This is a genomic window from Methylobacterium sp. SD274, assembly GCF_017355285.1.
In the GTDB taxonomy this organism is placed as follows: Bacteria; Pseudomonadota; Alphaproteobacteria; order Rhizobiales; family Beijerinckiaceae; genus Methylobacterium.
Genome location: NZ_JADIJP010000016.1, coordinates 42786 through 63835, shown reverse-complemented (window position 1 = coordinate 63835; position 21050 = coordinate 42786). Strand labels below are relative to the sequence as shown.

Annotated in this window: 19 protein-coding genes; 10 read left to right on the top strand and 9 right to left on the bottom strand. The window is 63.4% G+C overall.

All coding sequences use genetic code 11. The features are described 5' to 3' along the window. Positions 1-121: 121 nt before the first annotated feature. Positions 122-2542, bottom strand: coding sequence for a penicillin-binding protein 1A (locus tag IPV08_RS14860; RefSeq protein WP_207412408.1), 2421 nt, complete (start codon positions 2540-2542; stop codon positions 122-124). Between the two features lie 174 nt (positions 2543-2716). Beyond that, positions 2717-3991, bottom strand: coding sequence for an N-acetylmuramoyl-L-alanine amidase (locus tag IPV08_RS14855; RefSeq protein WP_207412407.1), 1275 nt, complete (start codon positions 3989-3991; stop codon positions 2717-2719). 738 nt (positions 3992-4729) lie between these two features. Between IPV08_RS14855 and IPV08_RS14850 the strand changes: the two genes are divergently transcribed. Together IPV08_RS14850 and IPV08_RS14845 are read left to right on the top strand one after the other, a co-directional pair. Further along, the gene (locus IPV08_RS14850; protein ID WP_207412406.1) at positions 4730-7759 is read left to right on the top strand and encodes a ribonuclease E/G; all 3030 of its coding nucleotides are present in this window, start codon (positions 4730-4732) and stop codon (positions 7757-7759) included. 470 nt (positions 7760-8229) lie between these two features. Further along, positions 8230-9204, top strand: a complete 975-nt coding sequence (locus tag IPV08_RS14845) for a TorF family putative porin (RefSeq protein WP_246747963.1) — start codon at positions 8230-8232, stop codon at positions 9202-9204. Positions 9205-9277: 73 nt separating this feature from the next. Here IPV08_RS14845 and IPV08_RS14840 read toward each other — a convergent pair whose 3' ends face one another. Then, positions 9278-10468, bottom strand: coding sequence for an aminotransferase class I/II-fold pyridoxal phosphate-dependent enzyme (locus IPV08_RS14840; RefSeq protein ID WP_207412405.1), 1191 nt, complete (start codon positions 10466-10468; stop codon positions 9278-9280). A 183-nt stretch (positions 10469-10651) separates the two neighbouring features. Here IPV08_RS14840 and IPV08_RS14835 point away from each other — a divergent pair, with 183 nt between their 5' ends. From IPV08_RS14835 to aat, 7 genes are all read left to right on the top strand, one after another. Beyond that, on the top strand, positions 10652-11461 hold the full coding sequence (locus IPV08_RS14835) for a DsbA family protein (RefSeq protein ID WP_056430642.1): 810 nt from the start codon (positions 10652-10654) through the stop codon (positions 11459-11461). Between the two features lie 112 nt (positions 11462-11573). Beyond that, on the top strand, positions 11574-12071 hold the full coding sequence (aroQ, locus tag IPV08_RS14830) for a type II 3-dehydroquinate dehydratase (protein ID WP_207412404.1): 498 nt from the start codon (positions 11574-11576) through the stop codon (positions 12069-12071). Positions 12072-12091: 20 nt separating this feature from the next. Then, positions 12092-12577 carry an acetyl-CoA carboxylase biotin carboxyl carrier protein gene (gene accB / locus IPV08_RS14825; protein WP_207412403.1) on the top strand — a complete coding sequence of 162 codons (486 nt, stop codon included), beginning with the start codon at positions 12092-12094 and terminating at the stop codon, positions 12575-12577. An 11-nt stretch (positions 12578-12588) separates the two neighbouring features. Further along, positions 12589-13950 carry an acetyl-CoA carboxylase biotin carboxylase subunit gene (gene accC / locus IPV08_RS14820; protein ID WP_207412402.1) on the top strand — a complete coding sequence of 454 codons (1362 nt, stop codon included), beginning with the start codon at positions 12589-12591 and terminating at the stop codon, positions 13948-13950. Positions 13951-14083: 133 nt separating this feature from the next. Beyond that, positions 14084-14398, top strand: coding sequence for a hypothetical protein (locus IPV08_RS14815; protein WP_207412401.1), 315 nt, complete (start codon positions 14084-14086; stop codon positions 14396-14398). A gap of 411 nt (positions 14399-14809) precedes the next feature. Then, complete coding sequence (locus tag IPV08_RS14810; protein ID WP_207412400.1) at positions 14810-15142, top strand: hypothetical protein; 333 nt, start codon at positions 14810-14812, stop codon at positions 15140-15142. A gap of 122 nt (positions 15143-15264) precedes the next feature. Further along, positions 15265-15951 (top strand): leucyl/phenylalanyl-tRNA--protein transferase, encoded by a 687-nt coding sequence (gene aat, locus IPV08_RS14805; protein WP_207412434.1) that lies wholly within the window; start codon positions 15265-15267, stop codon positions 15949-15951. Positions 15952-15964: 13 nt separating this feature from the next. Here aat and IPV08_RS14800 read toward each other — a convergent pair whose 3' ends face one another. The 5 genes from IPV08_RS14800 to IPV08_RS14780 form a co-directional block, all read right to left on the bottom strand. Then, complete coding sequence (locus IPV08_RS14800; RefSeq protein ID WP_207412399.1) at positions 15965-16597, bottom strand: LysE family translocator; 633 nt, start codon at positions 16595-16597, stop codon at positions 15965-15967. Between the two features lie 28 nt (positions 16598-16625). Beyond that, positions 16626-17297: a DUF2155 domain-containing protein gene (locus IPV08_RS14795; RefSeq protein ID WP_207412398.1), complete on the bottom strand. Its 672-nt coding sequence runs from the start codon at positions 17295-17297 to the stop codon at positions 16626-16628. Positions 17298-17438: 141 nt separating this feature from the next. Continuing rightward, positions 17439-18737 (bottom strand): arsenic transporter, encoded by a 1299-nt coding sequence (locus IPV08_RS14790; protein ID WP_207412397.1) that lies wholly within the window; start codon positions 18735-18737, stop codon positions 17439-17441. A 33-nt stretch (positions 18738-18770) separates the two neighbouring features. Further along, entirely contained in the window at positions 18771-19208 is a 438-nt protein-coding gene (arsC, locus tag IPV08_RS14785; RefSeq protein ID WP_207412396.1) for an arsenate reductase (glutaredoxin), read from the bottom strand. Then, a complete protein-coding gene (locus IPV08_RS14780; protein WP_207412395.1) occupies positions 19201-19578 on the bottom strand; it encodes a metalloregulator ArsR/SmtB family transcription factor in 378 nt (125 codons plus the stop codon). Before IPV08_RS14780 ends, arsC begins: the two co-directional genes overlap by 8 nt. Before the next feature lie 47 nt (positions 19579-19625). On the opposite strand from IPV08_RS14780, the gene arsH reads away from it, so the two are divergent. Continuing rightward, positions 19626-20384 carry an arsenical resistance protein ArsH gene (gene arsH, locus IPV08_RS14775; RefSeq protein WP_207412394.1) on the top strand — a complete coding sequence of 253 codons (759 nt, stop codon included), beginning with the start codon at positions 19626-19628 and terminating at the stop codon, positions 20382-20384. A gap of 78 nt (positions 20385-20462) precedes the next feature. Here the strand turns inward: arsH and IPV08_RS14770 are convergent, their stop codons facing one another. Beyond that, positions 20463-20876 carry an NADH:ubiquinone oxidoreductase subunit NDUFA12 gene (locus IPV08_RS14770; protein WP_207412393.1) on the bottom strand — a complete coding sequence of 138 codons (414 nt, stop codon included), beginning with the start codon at positions 20874-20876 and terminating at the stop codon, positions 20463-20465. Positions 20877-21050: the final 174 nt, after the last annotated feature.

Below are 21050 nucleotides of genomic sequence, written 5' to 3'. Positions count from 1 at the left end.
ACGCCAGCAGAAGGGCGTTTGATTTCGGCACTTTTCTTCGATCGACCGGCGCCGTTATGGCGACACTTCCCGGACCACCGCTCGCCCGAGCGTCGGGTGTCCGGGAAGGGAGAGAGGCAGCCTAATACAATCCGCCTGCCTGCGCCGCACGGTCTGCATCCGCAGGCGCTGCAGCGGGCGCGGAAGGTGCAGCCACATAAGCGTCCGGCGGGGCAGTGCCCGGCTTGAAGGCTTCGAGGATCGTACCTGAACCCTCGCCCGAGCCGGCGCGCATGCCGGAGGCGACATTGACGCGGATCAGCTTGATCCCCGGAGGCACGCGGAAGGGGGTCGGTGGCTTGTCTTTAAGAGCCTGCTTGAGGAAGTCGAGCGCGATGGGCGCCGACAACCCGCCGCCGGTGGCCCGGTCGCCGAGTGAGCGAGGCTTGTCGAAGCCGAGATAGACACCGACCGCGAGATCCGGCGAGAAGCCCACGAACCACGCATCCTTGGCGTCGTTCGTCGTTCCGGTCTTACCGGCAAGGGGCTTCCCAACCTGTTTCAGGATCGTCGCCGTGCCGCGCTGGACCACACCCTCCATGATGGAGACCATCTGGTAAGCCGTCAGCGGATCGAGGACCTGCTCCGAATCGTCCACGAGCTTGGGCTCATCCTGGCCGGACCACTTCTCGGCATCGCACCCAAGGCACTTACGGTTGTCGTGCTTATAGATGGTCTCGCCGACGCGGTCCTGAATCCGGTCGATCAAGGTCGGACGGATGCGGCGGCCACCATTGGCCAGCATGGAATAGGCCGTGACCATACGCATGACCGTGGTCTCGCCGGCCCCAAGGGACATTGGCAGAACAGGGAGCATGTCGTCATAGACGCCGAAGCGGCGGGCATATTCGGCGATGAGCGGCATGCCGACATCCTTGGCCAGCCGCACGGTCATCAGGTTCTTCGAATGCTCGATGCCGTAGCGCAGCGTGTGCGGACCACCCGACTTGCCGTCATAGTTCGAGGGCGACCACGCTTCCTGGCCTGGTCCAGCCTCGATGGTGATCGGTGAATCCTGCACGATCGAGGACGGGGTGTAACCATTGTCCAGGGCCGCCGAGTAGACGATCGGCTTGAACGAAGAGCCCGGCTGGCGCTGGGCCTGTGTCGCTCGGTTGAACTGGCTCTCGTCATAGGAGAAGCCGCCGACCATGGCGTGGACGCGCCCGGTGAACGGGTCCATCGCGACGATGGCACCAGAGATTTCTGGGCGCTGACGGAGGCGATACTGTCCGCGACCGCCGTCTATAGCTTCGACATAAATGACATCACCGGCGTTCAGCGCGGCCGAGGGTGAGCGACCGGTCCAACGAGTACCGTCAGCGGCGATTGTTCCGGTCTCGCGCTCCTTCGAGACTTGGCCAGAGGCTTCGCGGCGGGGCTGAAGACCGATCTGGGCGACGCCGCCCGTGGTGCTCAGGACGACGGCAAGCCGCCATGGCTGCACGTCGCCAAGGCCCGGAACTTCCGCTACGGCGAGGCCCCAATCACGACCGACGAGATCGACCTTGGCCTGCGCACCGCGCCAGCCATGCGACTGGTCGTATCGGATAAGGCCGTCCACCAGTGCCTTGCGCGCCCAGGCCTGCATCTTCGGATCGAGGGTCGCGCGTACGGAGAGGCCACCCTCATACAGCTTCTTCTCGCCGTAGCGCTCGGTGATCTCTCGCCGGACCTCTTCGGTGAAGTAGTTGGCGTTCGCCGCGTTGGCAAAGGCCACGCGCGGGTTCACGCCCAGCGGCATCTTGCGGGCAGCCTCACCTTCTTCCTTGGTGATGTACCCGTTCTGGGCCATCAGGCCGATGATCTCGTTGCGGCGGTCGAGGGCCTTCTGGGTCTGACGGTAGGGGTGGTAGTTGTTCGGGCCCTTCGGCAAAGCGGCGAGATAAGCGGCCTCGTTGATGGTCAGTTCGTGGACGGACTTGCCGAAATAATCGAGCGCCGCGGCGGCAACCCCGTGTAGGTTGCGACCGGGCACGATGGTGCCGAGGAAGATTTCGTTCAGATAGAGTTCGAGGATCTTGTCCTTCGAATAGGTCGATTCGATCCGAAGCGCGATCAGCGCCTCCTTGATCTTGCGGTCGAAGGTCTGCTCGTTGGTGAGCAGGAAGTTCTTCGCCACCTGCTGTGTGATGGTCGAGGCGCCCTGCTTTTTGCCGCTCTTGGCATTGGTCAGAATTGCGCGAACGACACCTTCGGGGTCGATGCCGCCATGCTTATAGAAATTCTTGTCCTCGGCCGAGAGGAAGGCCGCCACCACGACCTTCGGCATCGCCTGGATCGGTAGGTAGAGACGGCGCTCGTTGGCATATTCGGCGAGCAGGCTGCCATCCGCCGCGTGGACGCGGCTCATCACCGGCGGCTCGTAATTGGCGAGCGCGGCGTGGTCGGGCAGGTCCTGGCTGTAGGTGTAGTAAAAATACGCCCCGGCTGCGGATAGCAGTACGAACAGCATCGCACCGATGCTGAACAGGAAGCCGAAGAAACGAAGGATGAAGCGCATCCGGGTCCCGTCCGTCGATGATCTGCCGCTGCCGGTCCGGCCGAGAGGCGAGGATGACCGAGACCTCGATTATCCCGGAAAGGCAAGAGTGACGCGACGACCCGTGATCGACCGGAGGCGGTGGAACGCCTGTTCCGAGGCCGGGGCGCCGTGAGCCCCGGTTTCACACCGTATCTATGGTGAAACTGGGGCGATTGCCGCAGAGCGGCGCGGCGGCACAGGCCGGGTCAGCGAAGTGCGGTTGGCGAAGAACGCGTCGATCGCCTTCGCCATGCCCCCGGTGACGTCAGCGCGCCAAGCTTCGGATTGAAGCATCTCAAGGTCGCGCTTGCTCGACAGGTAGCCGAGCTCAACCAGCACCGAAGGCACGTCGGGCGAGCGTAGGACCACGAAGCCGGCCTCACGATGAGGCTTGTTGCTCAGCTCCATCACGGGGCTGAGATAGGACATCAGCCCTTTGGCGAAGCCCGACGAGAAGGTCCGCGTCTCCCGCAGGGTCAGTTCCTGGAGGATGTCCGCGATGTGGCCGGGGCCTTCGCTGGAATCCGTGCCGGCGGTCGAATCCGCCTTGTTCTCACGCTCAGCGAGCTTGGCCGATTCGGCGTCAGTGGCCTTCTCGGAGCCGGTATAGATGGTGGCGCCACGCACCTGCGGCGCGGAGGAAATGGAATCGGCGTGAATCGAGACGAAGAGGTCGGCGCTCGCCTCGCGGGCGATCCGCACGCGCTCTGACAGCGGTACGAACACGTCACGATCTCTGGTCATCCGGACACGGTAACGGCCGGAGGCTTCGAGCTTCCCGACAAGAGCCTGGGCGAAGCCGAAGACGATGTCCTTTTCAAAAACACCGCTGGCGGCGATAGCGCCCGGATCGATTCCGCCATGGCCAGCATCGATCATAATGAGTGGTCGGGAATCGGTCGGCTCCGCCACGGCTTCCTTCCGGCTAGGTGGAGATGGGTCGTTGGAAACGGCGGCTCGGCGGAAGGCGTCGCGGTCGGCTTTCTGGAACTCGACCGTCAGCAGAATGGCGCCGTCACGCGTACGTGTCGTCGTCTCGATTCGTCCGACTGTAGCTGGTTGCGCGAGATCAACGACGATGCGGGAGCGTCCGGGCGCAAACAGGCCGTAGCGGAAGGAGGAAACCAAGCCTTCGCGGCGGCGGCCGGTTTCTGGCCCAAGCTGAAAGTTCACTTCCGCGAGGTCGATGACCGCCCGGTCCGGCCGCTCCATAACGAAGACGCGTGCCTCGATGGGCTTTGACAATGTCAGGGTCAGCTTCGTCGAGCCGCCCGAACCGGCGGAAAGATCGGCGGCAATGGCGACCGCCGATTGTTGGCTGGATGCCGCTGGGTTGGTTCGCAGACCGTCCTGGGCCACGACCGGAGAAGTCGTCGCGACAACACACAGAATAAATGCGGAACGGAGCAGGCGAGCGAGAGGCGGCATCGGTCCGGCAGTCGTTGTCCTGGAACCATAAGGTCCTTCGGAAGCGCGAGCGTTCGTTAAGGGATACGATCAGGATGGTTAACCGTTCCTATCGTCCCTGATTCGCAAAGTGGCTAGGATGGTGCCGTGGGGCGACAGGTGCGAGCCGGATGCCGCGCACCCGACTACGGCGGCAAAGTTGAGACGGCGGCTGCGTTGCTGCTTGCCAAGCGCCCGCGACGATCTGTAATGGTAGTGTCCCTTCCCGGGTGCCGTGCGGTCGTCACCGTGGCCCGCGGGTGCGTCATGGCCTTTCGCCGCGTCGCCTCGCAGTCGGCTCTCCGCGTCAAGTTCGCCGGTAACTTCAATCCGGGTGGGTATCGGTGCATGCGGCGATTGTTTCGCCGAAGCGCCGTTCTTGAAATCAGCGGCCGGCGATTGCTCGGCTTCAAATTATTCGTGAGGTCAGGGAGCGGATGGGCGGACGCACAGCATCGGTTGCCGTTGCTCGTGTTCAAAGCGTACGCGATTCGCGTGGCGCCGGTTCCCCGTCGGCCTTGGCCAGGTTCAACCCCAGTCGCGCCGATCACCGGCGCCTAGCGGCGGTTGACGGCAATCCCTTCCCTAAAGCCCCCTTGGCCCGCTTCTGTGGGCCTAAGCGTGCTCTCCCCTCGACGGCCGATGGGCCGGGATCGGGCAGCGCTTCGCCGGGACAATTCGGCTGCAGAAGGACGACGTCGACCGCCATGAAAGTTCGTCATGGCCAACAACAACAAGATGCTCATCGATGCGATGCACCCGGAAGAGACCCGGGTCGTCACGGTGCATGGTTCCCGGGTTGAGGAGTTCGACTTCGAGGCGGCGAACCGCCGGCAGCTTCGGGGCAATATCTACCTCGCGAAGGTGACCCGAGTGGAGCCATCGCTCCAGGCTGCGTTCATCGAATATGGCGGTAACCGCCACGGCTTCCTCGCCTTCAGTGAGATTCATCCCGACTATTACCAGATCCCCCTCGCGGATCGTCAGGCACTGTTGGAAGACGAGGCGCGGGACGCCGAGGAGCATCGCGAGCGTGAGGAGCGTAAGCCACGCCGGCGCTCGCGCGGTCGCCGCGCTGAAGCCGCATCCGCCAAGACCAGCGATACGGTGAGCGTCGAGGACGTGTCCGAGGCCGTCGCGGCGCGTTCTTCCGACGACGCGACGCCGCAGGATCACACACCGCAGAACAACGAATCGGGTGAACATCCCATCGTGCCCGAGGCTGTCGGGACGCCTGATTCTGTCGTGTCCTCGGAAAATGCCGTCGACGAGTCTGTGAAGGACGAGGCCACTTCAGCCGATCCCTTCGCGCCTGACGCCACTTTCATCGAGCCCGGTTCGGACGCGTCGTCGGACCTGCCGCCCGCATCCCTCGAAGGCGAGGCTGCTGCTCCCGTCGAGGCCCCTGCCCTCAACTTGGAGAGGACGGCTCCCTCAGAGGATGCTGTTGAAGAGCCGTCGCCTGAAGCCCATCCGGATGCCTCGGTTGCCGAAGACGAGACCGATGAGGACGACGATTCCGATGAAGACGAATCGGATGAGGACGATGATTCGGACGATGAGGACGACTCCGATGACGAAGATTCGGACGACGAGCATGAAGGCGAGGATGGCGAGCACAAGATCGCCCAGGTAGGTGGCAACGGCGACGCGTTGGCCGAGATCCCCGAGCGGCCGCGCACCTATCGCCGTCATTATAAGATCCAGGAGGTCATCAAGCGTCGCCAGATCATCCTGGTTCAGGTCGTCAAGGAAGAGCGCGGCACCAAAGGCGCGGCGCTCACCACGTACTTGTCGCTGGCGGGCCGGTATTCCGTGCTGATGCCCAATACCGGTCGTGGTGGCGGCATATCCCGCAAGATCACTTCGGCAGCGGACCGTAAGCGCCTCAAGGAAGTCGCTCAGGATCTCGAAGTGCCGGAGGGCATGGGCGTAATCCTTCGCACCGCCGGTGCGTCTCGGACCAAGCCCGAGATCAAGCGCGATTTCGAGTATCTGATGCGCCTTTGGGAGAGCGTTCGCGAATTGACGCTGTCCTCATCCGCGCCGGCCCTGGTCTATGAGGAAGGCTCACTGATCAAACGCGCGATCCGCGACCTCTATAACAAGGATATCGACGATATCCTCGTGGCTGGCGACGAGGCCTACCGCGAAGCACGCGACTTCATGCGCATGCTGATGCCGGGCCAGTCCAAGGTGGTGCAGCCCTACCGGGACGCGACGCCGATCTTTGCGCGCCACGGTGTCGAGCAACAGCTCGACGCGATGTTCTCGACCCATGTCACACTCAAATCCGGCGGCTACCTCGTCATCAATCCGACGGAGGCGCTCGTCTCCATCGACGTGAATTCGGGCCGTTCGACCCGCGAGCACGACATTGAGGATACGGCGCTCCGCACCAATCTGGAGGCGGCCGAGGAAGTCGCCCGCCAACTCCGTCTGCGCGACCTCGCTGGCCTCGTCGTCATCGACTTCATCGACATGGAGGAGAAGCGCAACAACCGCGCTGTCGAGAAGAAGCTGAACGATTGTCTGAAGAACGATCGCGCCCGTATCCAAGTCGGTCGGATCTCGCCGTTCGGTCTGCTTGAAATGAGCCGCCAGCGCATTCGCACCGGCATGCTCGAGAGTTCGTCGCTCCCCTGCGTCCATTGCGGCGGTTCGGGCTACGTCCGAGCTACGGCATCGGTTGCCCTGCAAATCCTGCGCGCCATTGAGGAATCACTCCTCAAGAGCACGACGCACAACCTTATCCTGCGTACCCGTACCGAGGTGGCGCTCTACATTCTCAACCAGAAGCGCGCGCATCTGCGCGAGCTGGAGATCCGCTTCGGCGTCAGCGTTACCATTGCTGCAGACGAGCGCTTGGCCGCGACATCCGCGTTCCAGCTCGATCGAGGTGAGCTGGCGATCCGAAGCGAGGGGCCCGCAACCGGTATCCGCGCCGTGGCGATTTCACCCCAGGTGGATACCGACGACGATTTCGACGGCGACGAGGAAGAAGAGACCGTCGTCGAGGCCGAGGCTGAGGCGTCCGAGGTTGACGGTTCGCGTGAGAATCCGAGTGACGGCAATGGCGAGGGGCGCTCCGGTGGCCGCCGCCGCCGTCGGCGCCGTCGGGGTGGTCGTCACGAGACCGGCGAATCGACGGGTGAGCACTCCGCTAGCGGCGATGAGCATTCCGGTGACGAGGACGCCGATGGAGAGAGTCAAGATCTAGGCGATCAGGCCGGCGAGGGTCAGGACAATACGGCTCGCGAGAATGCGGCCGACGAGATCGTCGTTGGGGATGCTTCGGACGGCGAGACGACGCCCCGCTCCGAACTGTCAGAAGACGAAGGCGCTGGCCGCCGGCGTCGCCGCGGACGCAGGGGTGGACGCGGTCGGGATCGTAACGAGAGCCGCCCGCGTGACGATGCCGATGAGGAGCGGAACGCTTCAGACCCCGTGCAAGAGGGGGCTCCGGTTTCGGTCGATCTTCCGCCAGACGCATCGGAAGCGGCACTCGCACCTGTTTCGGTGGACCTGCCTATTGCTGACGAACCCTCGCTCAAACCAATCGAGGCGGCGACTCCCGAGGCCCCGGACAACCTTCACGATACGTCTATATCGGACTTGTCCCCTGAGCCGGCTCCGGCGCCAATTCCTGCTCCCGAGCCGGTAGCGGTGGTGCTGACGCCGATCGATCCCGATCGTCCGAAGCGCGCCGGATGGTGGTCGCGGACCAAGGCTGCGCTTACAGGCGAATAATCCAACCTCCGACGACGCCGAGCGAACCAAAATGGGCCGCATCCTAACTGGATGCGGCCCATTTCATTTCCGGCTCCGTGTGCACCGTGCGAGACCACCGCGCGCGACTGGCCATTCGGCCTCATTGCAGATGAAGGTTCTTAGTGACGGCGATACTTATCGTGCATTTCAAGTATATTTCTTGCGCATATTGCACATGTATTCGTCTATTTTTGGTTTTTTCAATAGGTCTCATGTGATTGGTGGGCTCTGTTGCAGCAAAGTCATTTTTCTCAAAGGCGTAGTCCCTTACGGTCAAGCTTGAGTTAGGGGCGAAAGATATGACGTCAGAAAAGACAGTCATCATCCCAGCCTTCACTGGCGCTAGAAAACCGAGCTGTTTGCACGTCGGTCTAGAAGCCCGGGGGATCTCATTGAAATGGGGTTTGTGTCGCCACAGCCCCTTCGGCGACCACTAGAAGGATCGGGCCATGCGCCGTTTGTACACATCACTCCTGGCCTTCAGTACGCTTGCGAGCGTCGCTGTCTCGCCGACGATTGCAGCCGATCTTTCCGTACCCAAAGTCATGCCGGTCGAGGCGAAGGCTGCCGATCCGCTGATCGGATTCTCGTTCGGCTCTCGCTACCAGACGGATTATAACTTCCGCGGTGTGTCGCAATCGAACCTGCAGGGCAGCTACCAGACCTTTTTCGAAGCACAGTTCTTGAACAACTTCGCCTATGCGGGTTTCGCGACTTATCAGACCCGCCTACCGACGCGACCAGACATGGAGTTCGATCTGATTGCGGGTATTCGCCCGACCTTCGGTAAGTTCGCCTTCGATCTCGGTATTCTGTACTACTTCTATCCGAACGAGCAGCAGGTCGTCCTGCCCGGCGGTACTGCGTTCTCCACCAAGAATTCTGATTTCTACGAAGCCGCTGGAAAGATGCTGTACACGGCGACGGATGCGCTGACGCTCGGTACGAACGTATTCTTCTCGCCGAACTTCTTCGGCACGCACGCCATCAGCACCTATGCTTCGGGTACCGCCGCTTACGCGTTGCCAGCCTCACTTTTCCCTTTCCTGGCTGAAGCCTATGCAGGCGGGTTCTCGCTGTCGTCAGAACTCGGCTACTTTTTCCTCGGTGCTGCAAAGAACTCCGCTACCGGATTCAACGCGGATATCGGGCGGTTCAACTCGATCAACCTGCCCAGTTACCTCTATGGGAACGTCGGCCTGTCCTACACCTACAAGAACATCGTTCTCGACGTACGCTACCACAACACCGATCTTACCAAGACCGAATGCGCCGTCTTCAGCGGCGACTTCCGCCAGGTTACCAATGGCGGGACCTCGAAATGGTGCGGTGACGCGGTGATTGGTTCGATCACGTTCCAGACCTCCACGGCGGCCCCGGGCATCTATGCCGAGCCGGGCGGATTCCTGAACCTGTTCCGCTAAGCGCGGCGCTCAGATACAAAAAAATGGCCCCGGAGCGCTTCGGGGCCATTCTCATGTCGATGGCCAAAAGCCTTCAACCGAGCCAAGCCTTCAGGCGACGAACCGCCTCTACGCAATCCCGTTCGGACCCCGCGAAGGAGAACCGCACATGGTGGCTTCCCTCCGCGGCGTCGAAATCAAGTCCCGGGGTCGCGGCCACACCGGATTGCTCCAGCATCCGGCGACAGAAGGACGATGCGTCGTCGGTGAGGTTGGCGACGTCGGCATAGAGGTAGAAGGCGCCATCGGCCGGATGGGTACTTCCCAGGCCGAGGGAGGGAAACGCGTCGAGCAACAATGCCCGGTTGGCGGCGTAGCCGAGGCGAATCGTCTCCGCCTCTTCCATCGCGTCGAAGGAAGCCAACGCCGCCACCTGCGACAGGTAGGGCGCGGAGATGTAGAGATTCTGCGCTAATCGCTCGACGGGACGAGCTAGCCAAGGCGGAACCACCATCCAGCCAATGCGCCAGCCGGTCATGCAAAAGGTCTTCGAGAACGAGTTGATGACGATGGCATCGTCATCGAACTTCAGTGCGGTTTCGGTGGGCATACCGTAGCTGAGACCGTGGTAGATTTCGTCCGAAATGAAAGGCAGCCCCAAGTCGCGGGCCGTGGCGCAGAGTTCCGCGAGCCGGGCAGGCTCGATGACCGTGCCGGACGGGTTGGCGGGACTCATCACCAGGATGCCGGAAAGTGAGTCGCGATGATGCATGGTGCGCAAAGCCTCACTCGTTGGAGCGAAGCGGTCTTCGTCCCGCAGCGTCATAGGCACCGGAACGAGATCCAATGCGTGGAGAATGCTGCGATAAGCGGGATAGCCCGGTTGTGGCACCGCAACGCGCGCGCCTGCATCGAACAGTCCGAGAAAAGCCAGCACGAAGCCGGCTGAGGAGCCGCTGGTGACGACGATCCGATTGGGTGACACCGTGACACCATAGGTGTCGCGATAATGCCGGGCGATGCGCTCGCGCAGGGCCGGAATCCCACAGGCATCGGTGTAAGGCAGCCTGCCGATTTCCAAAGCACGCTGTGCGGCCTCGATCACACGACGCGGCGCGGGAGCCGAAGGCTGGCCGATTTCCATATGGATCACGCCGTCACCCTGCCTGTCACGCAGAGCAGCGGCGGCCATGATGTCCATGGCGAGAAAGGGCGCTACGCGGCTTGCGCGCAGTGAGGCTCTCGCGGCAATGCTGCTGTCGGGGCGATCGGCGGCTGACGTCATGGTGCTGGCTTACTCCCCTCCGCCCTCCTCTTCCAGGCAACTTACCCATTCCTCGCCGCCACGGATTATGGCGCATCGGGCGATGCGATTGACCCGCCGCCGCGAAAACGCCTAACCCGGCGACTAACGACCGGTCGTCCCGAGCCGGATCACGGCCGACGGGACGCGACCCCGCGAGGATCAATGCGCCTGCTTCGCCACTTTATTTCGTCCGTCGCCCTCGCTGGCGCTCTGACCTCCGGCGTTTCGAACGCTAATGCGCAGGCGCCGGCTCCCGCTCAGATGGCCCCGGCTTCGGCTGCAGCCTTCACCGATGTGCAGCGCCAGGCGATCGAGGCGATCATCAAGGATTACCTCGTCAAGAATCCTGATGTTTTGCAGGAGGCCATTGCCGAGGGCGAGCGCCGCCAGCAGGAGACACAGAAGCTGGCCCAGGCCGCCGCGCTGAAGGAATCCCGCGAGGCCCTCGTGAACTCGCCGCACGGCGTGGTGGTCGGCAATCCGTCCGGCGACGTCACCCTGGTGGAGTTCTTCGACTATAATTGCGGCTATTGCCGCAAGGCGCTCGCCGACATCCAGACGTTGGTGAAGGGGGATCCCAAGCTGCGGGTCGTGCTGAAGGATTTCCCCGTCCTCGGAGCGGAATCACTGGAAGCCAGCAAGATCTCGCTGGCGGCCAAGCAGCAGCTCAAGGGCGAGAAGCTGTTCGAGTTCCACGTCAAGCTGCTGGAGAGCAAGGGGCGGGTCAACGGCGAGCGCGCGGTTGCGCTGGCCAAGGATATGGGCCTCGACATCGCCAAGCTGCAGAAGGATGCACAGGGAGCGGAAGTGAAGGCGGCGCTGGCAGAGAATGTCGGCCTCGGCGACAAGCTCGGTCTCTCCGGTACGCCGGCCTTCATCATCGGTGAGGAGATCATCCCCGGTGCCGTGGGCGTGGAGCCAATCCGCAAGACTATCAGCGATATCCGGCAATGCGGCCACGCGAGCTGCTGAGGTGCATCATGCCCGGCGATTGCCCGGGTAATGCATCTGTCGCTTCCGGCGGCGATCGTCTAGGACCACCGCCCCGGCTCATTGGTGCGGCCGGCGCTTCGAACGCGATGTCATGATCCCGATCCACGTCCTTCATGGACCGAACCTCAACCTCCTGGGACGCCGCGAGCCAGGCATCTACGGGACCGCAACGCTCGACGACATCGAGCGCGACCTACGCGCGCGCGCCGAAACCCTCGGCGTCACGTTGACCGTCCGCCAGACCAACCACGAGGGCGAACTGGTAGGTTTCGTGCAGGAGGCGGGCCTTGCGGGCGCCGGGGTGCTTATCAACGCCGCCGCCTACACCCATACCTCCGTCGCCCTACGCGATGCTATCGCGGGTAGTGGTGCCATCGCGGTTGAGGTGCATCTCTCGAACGTGCATGCGCGCGAAGCCTTCAGGCATGTTTCGCTCATCGCACCGGTCTGCGCTGGAATCATCTGCGGTTTCGGTCCGCACAGCTACGGTCTGGGTCTGGAAGCCCTGGTGCGGTTGCTCCAGGCTCGCCTACCGTCTCTCCCTTCTCTCCTGTCCGATGCTTCGTCGGACGCCAACTCTCAAGACTGACCGGAATGGCCAAGGTGCCGATGCCTAAGAACGAACCTTTCGATCCCGAGCTCGTACGCGAACTCGCCAAACTCGTGACCGAGACGGATCTGACCGAAATCGAGGTGGAGAAGGGTGACCTGCGCATCCGCGTGGTCCGTCGGATCGAGCCCGTCCACGTTCAGGTGGCTGCTCCCGCCCCTGCCCTGGCGACGCCTGCTCCCGTGGCGGCTGCGGCGCCTGTCGCCGGCCCCGGCACCGCCGGTGATCGTACCAAGGCCGGGGCGGGACACCCTGGAGCCGTACCCTCGCCAATGGTCGGTACCGCGTATCGTCGACCCTCCCCGGATGCCAAGGCCTTCGTCGATATCGGCTCAACAGTCGCAGCTGGCGAGAAGCTCCTTCTGATCGAGGCCATGAAGACGTTCAATGAGATCGTCGCCCCCCGCGCCGGAACGGTGACCGCGATCTTCTTCGAGGATGGGCAGCCGGTCGAGTTCGGCGAACCTCTCCTCGTCATCGAGTGATTGCGCGTCCCATGTTTGAAAAGATCCTGATCGCCAATCGCGGCGAGATCGCCCTTCGCGTCCTTCGCGCGGCCAAGGAACTCGGGATCGCCACCGTAGCGGTGCATTCCACAGCTGATGCCGATGCGATGCATGTGCGGCTTGCCGACGAGAGCGTGTGCATCGGGCCCCCGTCGGCCCGGGACAGCTACCTCAACATCCCGTCGATTATCGCCGCCTGCGAGATCACGGGGGCGGATGCGGTGCACCCGGGCTACGGATTCCTGTCGGAGAACGCCCGCTTCGCTGAGGTGCTGGCCCACCACAATATTGGTTTCATCGGCCCCAAGGCTGAGCATATCCGCATCATGGGTGACAAGATCGAGGCCAAACGAACGGCAAAGCGTCTGGGCATCCCTTGTGTGCCGGGCTCCGAGGGTGGGGTCGACGATCCGGTAGAAGCCAAGCGGATCGCGGCCGAGATCGGATATCCCGTGCTGGTGAAGGCCGCCTCCGGTGGGGGGGGGCGCGGTATGAAGGTGGCTCGGACGGAAGCCGATCTCGAGCAGGCCCTCGATATGGCGCGCACCGAAGCGAAGGCGGCTTTCGGTGACGATGCGGTCTATCTCGAGAAGTATCTCGAGAAGCCGCGCCATATCGAAGTTCAGGTTCTTGGTGATGGCCGAGGCCGGGCCGTCCACCTCGCGGAGCGCGATTGCTCGCTCCAACGGCGGCACCAGAAGGTCTGGGAAGAGGGCGGCTCGCCGGTGATCGACGAGGCGACTCGCGCCGAGATCGGCGGCATCTGCGCCAAGGCGATGCAGGAACTCGAATATATCGGCGCCGGTACCGTAGAATTCCTCTACGAGGATGGTCGATTCTATTTCATCGAGATGAACACCCGCATCCAAGTCGAACACCCGGTCACAGAGATGATCACGGGTGTCGATCTCGTGGCCGAGCAGATCCGTGTGGCCGCTGGCCTACCCCTCTCGGTGACGCAGGACGACATCAAGGTGTCCGGGCATGCCATTGAGTGCCGGATCAACGCCGAACACCCGGCCACCTTTCGTCCCTCGCCGGGCCTCATCACCTACTTCCATCCGCCGGGTGGGCTCGGCGTCCGTGTCGATTCCGCCGCCTATCAGGGATATCGCATTCCGCCGAACTACGATTCCCTCATTGGGAAGCTTATCGTTCACGGGCGCACCCGCCAGGAATGCCTCATGCGCCTGCGTCGCGCCCTTGATGAGTTCGTTGTCGCCGGCGTCGACACCACGCTTCCGCTCTTTCGCACACTCGTGCGAAATCCGGAGGTCCTCAATGGAGCTTACGATATCCATTGGCTAGAGGGTTTTCTCGAAGCTGGCGGTCTCGCGGACGCCGCAGTCTGAAGCGGTTTTACCGTCGGCTAAGCGGAACTGCTCCGCTAGAAGCTCGTTCTTTGAGTGAACAATTTCTCATTGTGCGCAATCGAGCGTGATTGTGCCAGCGTGATGAGAACTGGAATCAGCAAGGACGAACTTCATGCGTATCGCAAAGCTCACTGTCGCCGCCCTGCTTCTCGCAGCCTCCCCGGCTCTGGCGCAGTCACCTTCGGGTAACGTCTCGCAGCCGGAACGGGCCGTACCGCAGGCTGGCACGACCACAGGTGGGCCGCTCGACAACCCGTCGACGCGCGATATGCCGCCGGCCACGGGCAGCACGAGCCGTCCAGCCGGGGAGAACGGAATGTCGCCGGGTGCCGGCGCGGTCGATTCTGCGAAGGGCGGCAATGCCGATCAGACGAACAAAGGCATGGGGGCCAATACCGGCTCGACCTCCGGCGGCCCCGCCCGCTAATTGCTCGTAATTCCAAAGTGACGATACAGAACAGTCGGCCTCAACAGGTCGGCTGTTTTGTTTTGCCGGCCTCTGAAAGCGTAGGTCATTCTCGATTAGTGCGGATGAGCACGATGATGGATATTCCTACCTCCGTGATTTGGAAAGCGAGCTAGTCATTTTTTCCAAAAATCACTGCACAGGCGCCTATTAAGAGTAAAATACAGTTCTCTCTGGGGCATCCATAGCATGGCGGTCATTTGATGTGGTTTTTCACCCCCGGTGGCATGTGACACATCGCCGGCTCAATATCTCCGGAACGTCTTGGGTCGTCAGAGCTTATTCGACCAGTCCGGCCCGGCCAGCGCCTTTCTATTCTTACCAGGCAGCTACTGAGAGGCCGATCCTCCTCCTACCGACTGAGTTCCAATCATGCGCACCCTGACACTCGCCCTCGTGGCTGCTACCCTGAGCGCCACCGCCGTTCTCGCCCAGGCGCAATCTGACTTTGTTGGTGCGTCCGACAGGATCGTACCGCTAGCGGGTACAAATGGTGTCGACACAATCGATCGCCCGCCGGTCTACGGTACTTATCGCGATGCAGAAGGCCGTCTCGACGTAGAGGACACAGGAAGTGTCCGCGGCGGTTCCTTCAACTCCAACCGTGAGGCCGTGTTCGAGGATTCTGCGAAGGGCGGCAATGCCGAGCAGAACCAGCGCTCCTACCCCAACCTTGGCACGACCTCGGGCGGCCCGGAATTCTGAGGTCGGTTCGTTCAAAACGTCAGTGGGCGGAGCGGAGGCTCCGCTCTTTTTCGTTGGGCGCGACGCTGGGCGACGCTTTGTTGCTCTGGCTTTCGCGCGCAGGAGACGTCACATTAGTGGCCATGCACCACGACCACGACGGCGATTGCGTGGACATCACTCCGCAGATCCTGTTGAAAGCCTATGCCGCCGGCATCTTCCCCATGGCGGAGGATGCCGAGGACCCGACGATCTACTGGGTCGAGCCGAAGGCTCGCGGCGTCCTGCCGATCGACTATTTCCACGTTTCGCGTCGGCTTGCCCGAACCATTCGATCCGACCGTTTCGAGGTGCGGACAGATTTCGATTTCGATGGCGTCATCTCGGGCTGTGCCGCTCCGCGAGGCGATGGCGAGAAGACCTGGATCAATGCGCGCATCCGCGAACTCTACGGCGCACTTTATGATGCAGGCCACGCACATACGATCGAGGTCTATGCCGAAAGTCGGCTGGTCGGCGGGCTTTATGGCGTTTCGCTCGGAGCGGCCTTCTTCGGCGAGAGCATGTTTCACATCTCCCGCGACGCTTCGAAGGTTGCGCTCGCGCACCTGATGGCGAGACTGCGGAAGGGCGGATATCGCCTCGCTGACACACAGTTCGTCACGGACCATCTGATCCAGTTCGGAGCTGAAGAGGTTCCGCGCCATGTCTACAAGCGTCGCCTCGCCGAGGCGATCGCTGCTGAAGCGGTTTGGGACGTTTGGCCCAGGGAACGGGCGGTCAGCGGGGAGGAGGTGCTTGCCTCGCTCGCTCAGGCCCAGGAAACCTGAGTCGCGAGCCGAATTAGCGACCTCTATCGAGCGCCATACGAAGTGCGATGCTCCCCAGGACGCCCCCCATGATCCAGCGCTGGGCCTTCAGCCATCCGGGATTGCGGGACAGGAAGACGGCGATCGATCCCGCCGCCAAGGCGATGAGCGCGTTCACCGCGATGCTGATCACGATCTGAACGGAGCCGAGCATCAGCGTCTGTCCCAGCACCGAGCCGCCCGTTGGCGTCACGAATTGCGGCAGCAGCGCGAGGTAGAGCATCGCGATCTTTGGGTTGAGGAGGTTGGTGAGGAAACCCATGGCGAAGAGCCGCGTCCGGCTGTCGGGGGCGAGCCGGCTCACCTCGAACGGCGAGCGACCGCCGGGCTTCAGGGCCTGCCAGGCGAGATAACCGAGATAGAGGGCGCCGGTCAGCCGCAGCGCGTCATACGCGTAGGGGATCGCAAGGATCAGCGCCGTGATGCCGAACGCAGCGCACAGCATATAGACGACGAAACCCAGCGCGACTCCGCAGAGGGAGACCAGTGCTGCCGCGCGGCCCTGGCAGATCGCGCGGGAGACCAGATAGGCCATGTTCGGCCCCGGCGTCAGCACCATCCCAAGGGAGACGCCCGCGAAGGCCAGGAAGGTGACGGCGTCGGGCATGCTGGGGAACTCCGTTGCCCGGCCGATCCTACCGGAAGATAGCGTCGAAGATCGATTGTGGCTGCGGCGGCGGCGCGGGGGCCGGACCTTCATTCGTCGGGAAGAACTTGCGCGAGGGCTTCTGCTTGGGCTGTACCGGAACGCCACGCGGCGCTTCCACGTCGACCTGCCCGTTTGGATTGACCTGCTGAGCCGTCCGCGTCGGGTCGGCATTTTTCTGGCGTTTCGTCCTTTCCGGCTTCGACGCCATAGCAGGCACGTCCTCCTGCTCTCGGGCCTCGGCGATGATGTCGTTGCCGCCTTTGCAATCAACGAGCCATACATCGTAGATCGGATGCTCGATGGCGTGGAGGCCCGGGCTGGCCGCGAACATCCAGCCAGTGAAGATGCGGCGGTACTTATTGTCGAGGGTCACCTCGTCAACTTCCAGGAAGGCCGTGGTCTTCGGGCTCTCGGTCGGCGGCCGGCTGTAGCAGACGCGCGGCGTCATCTGCAGCGCGCCGAACTGCACGGTCTCGTCGACAGCGACCTCGAAGGACACGATCCGTCCGGTGATCTTGTCGAGGCCGGAGAACACGGCGGTCGGGTTCTTGATCTTGTCGGCGAGGGCCTGCCCCGTCATCGGCAATCCGAGCGCCACCGCGCCCGCGAGCATGAGGCCGGCCCTCAGGGCAATGTGCAATCGGCGTTGAACGAGCATGCGGCTTACCCGGAGCGGGACGATGAGGCGTCTGCCCTAAGCCAGGGCGGTCGCGATGTCATGCACCGATAGACAGACCAAGCATGGTGTAAAAAGGGCGGCGCGCCTGTTCATGGGTGTCGGGCGTTCGCCGATGGCGCTTTACCCCTGCGGGCCGAGGAGAGGGAGCCAGATCGCCAGCGCCGCGAGGGTGACCAGCAGGACCGGCGGGGTGATCGCCAGCCCGATCTTCATGTACTGGGCCCAGGTGATGGTCTGTCCCTTCGCGGCCAGCACATGCAGCCAGAGCAGGGTGGCGAGGCTGCCGATCGGGGTAAATTTCGGGCCGAGATCGCAGCCGATCACGTTGGCGTAGATCATCAGTTCGCGGGTCAATGGCGACAGGTCCGGGGCTTGCTGGATCGACAGCGCGCCGATCAGCACGCTCGGCATGTTGTTCATCACCGAGGACAGGATGGCGGTGGCAAAACCGGTGCCGATGGTGGCCACCCACGGCCCCTGCCCGGCCAGCCAGGTGAGGCCCTTGGCCAGTTCGCCGGTGAGGCCGGCATTCCTGAGGCCGTAGACCACCAGATACATGCCCAGGCTGAACAGGACGATCTGCCAGGGCGCGCCGGTCAGCACCTTGCGGACCGGGATGATCCGGCCGCGCAGAGCGAGGCCGAGCAGCAGCGCGGCACCGAGGCCGGTCACCGCCGAGACCGGCACGCCGAGCGGTGCGGTGAGCGTATAGGCGAGCAGCAGCAAGCCGAGCAGCGGGAATGCAGTCCGGAACACGACGGGATCGCGGATGGCGTCGCTGGGCGTTTCCAACGCGTGCATCGGATAGGCTTCGGGGATGTCGCGCCGGTAGGCGAGCCACAGAACCACCAGGGTCGCGGTCAGCGATACGAGGTTCACCGGCACCATCACGGACGCATAGCGCCCGAAGGGCACGGCGAAATAATTGGCCGAGACGATGTTGACGAGGTTGGAAATCACCAGCGGCAGGCTCGTCGAATCGGCGACGAAACCGCAGGCGACGATGAAGGCTAAGGCTGCGGGCGGTTTGAACTCGAGCCGCAACAGGACCGCGAGCACGATGGGGGTCAGGAGCAAAGCCGCACCGTCATTGGCAAAGACCGCCGCAATGGCGGCGCCGAGCAGAATCACAAGGGGGAACAGCCGCCGGCCCCTGCCGCCGCCCCGGCGGGCGATGTGCAGGGCCGCCCAATGAAAGAACCCGGCCTCATCGAGCAGCAGCGAGATGATGATGAGGGCGACGAAGGTGAAGGTCGCATCCCAGACGATGTGCCAGACGATCGGGACGTCGCCCGGCTGGATGACCCCGGCGGCGAGCGCCAAGGTGGCCCCGGCCAGGGCGCTCCACCCGATCCCGATCCCCTTCGGCTGCCAAATCACGAATACCAGGGTGGCGAGGAAGATGGCGAGCGCAAGCATCCGGGTCGTTTCTCGTAATGGGTCGAACCGCGCTCAGGCGGTGGCGACGCGGCGTCCATGCTCGTCCACCACCCGCTCGCCATCCTCTTTGACGAACTCGCCGTGCTGGACCGGCAGAAGGTCGAGCACAACCTCGGAGGGCCGGCACAGGGCGACGCCCCTCGGCGTCACCACGAGCGGGCGGTTGAGCAGGATCGGATGCGACGCGATGGCGTCGAGCAACTCCTCGTCCGTCAGGGTCGGGTCGCTGAGGGCGAGCGACAGGTAGGGTGTGCCCGTCTCGCGCAGGATGTCCCGGACACAGAGCCCGGCCCTGCCGAGCAGTCGGCGGATCAGGTCCGGGTTCGGCGGGGACTTCAGATACTCGACCACATGCGGCTCGATCCCGGCATTGCGGATCATCGCCAAGGCGTTGCGGGACGTGCCGCAATCCGGGTTGTGGTAGATCACGACGTCGAACGGTTCAGACATGGGTGCGGTCTCCATAGGCCTCGTCGCTGGTGGGACTGGGACAGGCGGCGAGCGCGTTCACGGCCGGAGCGCAGACCTCCGCTCTGCCCCGGCAGCAATCGCGCATCAGGAACTCGATCAGCCCCGACAGGGCCGGATAGGTGGCGCTGTAGATGATCGATCGGCCGTCGCGCCGGGATTGGATCAGCCCGGCATGGCTCAGTTCCTTGGCGTGGAACGACAGGTTGGTGCCGGAGACGCCGACCTCGCCCGCCAGCGCGCCCGCGCTCAACCCGTCCGGACCGGCGGTGACCAGGGCGCGGATGATCCGCAACCGGTTCTCCTGGCCGAGGGCCGCGAAAGCCGCGACGGCTTGCCGTTCCTCGATCATCGATGCAATATCTCAATCATTATTGAAATATAAGGGAAGATCGATCCTTGGACAAGGCCGGACAGCCCTTCACCGACGGATTGCCAAGCCTCAGCGAATCCCATTTCGCGGTGCCGCTACCGGAGCATCTGCGGATCAACGAGCCCTTCAGCCACGCGCCGCGCTTCCTGATCCTGTACGGGTCGTTGCGTGAGTGGTCGTTCAGTCGATTCCTCGCCCACGAGGCTGCGCGCCTGCTTGAAGCCATGGGCGGCGAGGTACGCATCTACGACGCAGATGGCCTACCCCTGCCGGATGACGCCACCGCCGCTCATCCGAAGGTGCAGGAGCTGCGCCGGCTGTCGCTCTGGTCGGAGGGGCAGGTATGGGTGTCGCCCGAGCGCCATGGCACCCTGACGGGTGTGATGAAGAGCCAGATCGACTGGTTGCCCCTCAGCGAGGGCAGCGTACGCCCGACCCAGGGGCGCACCCTGGCGGTGATGCAGGTCTCCGGCGGCTCTCAGAGTTTCAACGCGGTGAATGCCCTGCGCCTGCTCGGACGCTGGATGCGGATGATCACGATCCCGAACCAGTCCTCGGTGCCGATGGCCTACAAGGAATTCGACGAGGCCGGCCGGATGAAGCCGGGGCCGCTCTACGAGCGCGTGGTGGATGTCTGCGAGGAACTGATGAAGTTCACGCTCCTGACGCGCGAGAGGGCCGGCTACCTCGTCGACCGCTACAGCGAGCGCAAGGACCGCCAACCGGAGCGGCTGAAGGAAGTCGCCGCGGATACCGGCTTTGCCAAGCCTCCGGAGGCGCCCTGAGTCACAAAGGGATAGCTGATAGGCGCCGCCCCGCCGGGCGACCGCCGGATTGAGATGCCGGTTCGCTCGGGCTCCGGTTTATTCCGGGCTCCAGGCCGCGTAATCGCCCGCCGTCAGCGGCTTGGAGCCGGGATTGAGCTGAGAGCCTTTCGGCCGGTAGGCCGCGCTGGTGCCGGTCAAATTCTCCACATGCGGCTTCTGCCATTCACGCGGGATGTAGGTCTCCTCGCTCGGAGGCACGTCGCTGTTGTGGCACAGCCAGCCGCGCCAGCCGGGCGGCACCTTCGAGGCGTCGGCATAGCCGTTATAGATCACCCAACGGCGCTCCGGGCCGACCGAGCGATCGATCAGCGGGCCGAGCGCTTTGTAATAGGTGTTGCCGAAATCGTCCGTGCCGACGAGCTGGCCATGCCGGGCCGTCATGAGAGCGAGCGACATGGTCTGCCCGTTCCACCACGTGAAGATCCGCAGAAGCGTGTCCTTGAGAGCCATCGCACTTGCCTGAACCGGACCGGCTCGACCGCCCGCCCTTCGTGGGCCGGACTATGGTGAGGGGCCGATGCGAAGTCCAGCTTTTGTCGGGTCCCGCCCGCCGGTCCGGGCGGGACCGGTGCGGCCTGAATCCCACATCGCGGGCTTCTTAACCAAACGCTTACTTTGACCGAC

Bases quoted from the DNA above. Each gene is read 5' to 3' on its own strand.
- IPV08_RS14860 (WP_207412408.1), bottom strand. From the start codon at position 2,542: ATGCGCTTCATCCTTCGTTTCTTCGGCTTCCTGTTCAGCATCGGTGCG.
- IPV08_RS14855 (WP_207412407.1), bottom strand. From the start codon at position 3,991: ATGCCGCCTCTCGCTCGCCTGCTCCGTTCCGCATTTATTCTGTGTGTT.
- IPV08_RS14850 (WP_207412406.1), top strand. From the start codon at position 4,730: ATGGCCAACAACAACAAGATGCTCATCGATGCGATGCACCCGGAAGAG.
- IPV08_RS14845 (WP_246747963.1), top strand. From the start codon at position 8,230: ATGCGCCGTTTGTACACATCACTCCTGGCCTTCAGTACGCTTGCGAGC.
- IPV08_RS14840 (WP_207412405.1), bottom strand. From the start codon at position 10,468: ATGACGTCAGCCGCCGATCGCCCCGACAGCAGCATTGCCGCGAGAGCC.
- IPV08_RS14835 (WP_056430642.1), top strand. From the start codon at position 10,652: ATGCGCCTGCTTCGCCACTTTATTTCGTCCGTCGCCCTCGCTGGCGCT.
- aroQ (WP_207412404.1), top strand. From the start codon at position 11,574: ATGATCCCGATCCACGTCCTTCATGGACCGAACCTCAACCTCCTGGGA.
- accB (WP_207412403.1), top strand. From the start codon at position 12,092: ATGCCTAAGAACGAACCTTTCGATCCCGAGCTCGTACGCGAACTCGCC.
- accC (WP_207412402.1), top strand. From the start codon at position 12,589: ATGTTTGAAAAGATCCTGATCGCCAATCGCGGCGAGATCGCCCTTCGC.
- IPV08_RS14815 (WP_207412401.1), top strand. From the start codon at position 14,084: ATGCGTATCGCAAAGCTCACTGTCGCCGCCCTGCTTCTCGCAGCCTCC.
- IPV08_RS14810 (WP_207412400.1), top strand. From the start codon at position 14,810: ATGCGCACCCTGACACTCGCCCTCGTGGCTGCTACCCTGAGCGCCACC.
- aat (WP_207412434.1), top strand. From the start codon at position 15,265: ATGCACCACGACCACGACGGCGATTGCGTGGACATCACTCCGCAGATC.
- IPV08_RS14800 (WP_207412399.1), bottom strand. From the start codon at position 16,597: ATGCCCGACGCCGTCACCTTCCTGGCCTTCGCGGGCGTCTCCCTTGGG.
- IPV08_RS14795 (WP_207412398.1), bottom strand. From the start codon at position 17,297: ATGCTCGTTCAACGCCGATTGCACATTGCCCTGAGGGCCGGCCTCATG.
- IPV08_RS14790 (WP_207412397.1), bottom strand. From the start codon at position 18,737: ATGCTTGCGCTCGCCATCTTCCTCGCCACCCTGGTATTCGTGATTTGG.
- arsC (WP_207412396.1), bottom strand. From the start codon at position 19,208: ATGTCTGAACCGTTCGACGTCGTGATCTACCACAACCCGGATTGCGGC.
- IPV08_RS14780 (WP_207412395.1), bottom strand. From the start codon at position 19,578: ATGATCGAGGAACGGCAAGCCGTCGCGGCTTTCGCGGCCCTCGGCCAG.
- IPV08_RS14770 (WP_207412393.1), bottom strand. From the start codon at position 20,876: ATGGCTCTCAAGGACACGCTTCTGCGGATCTTCACGTGGTGGAACGGG.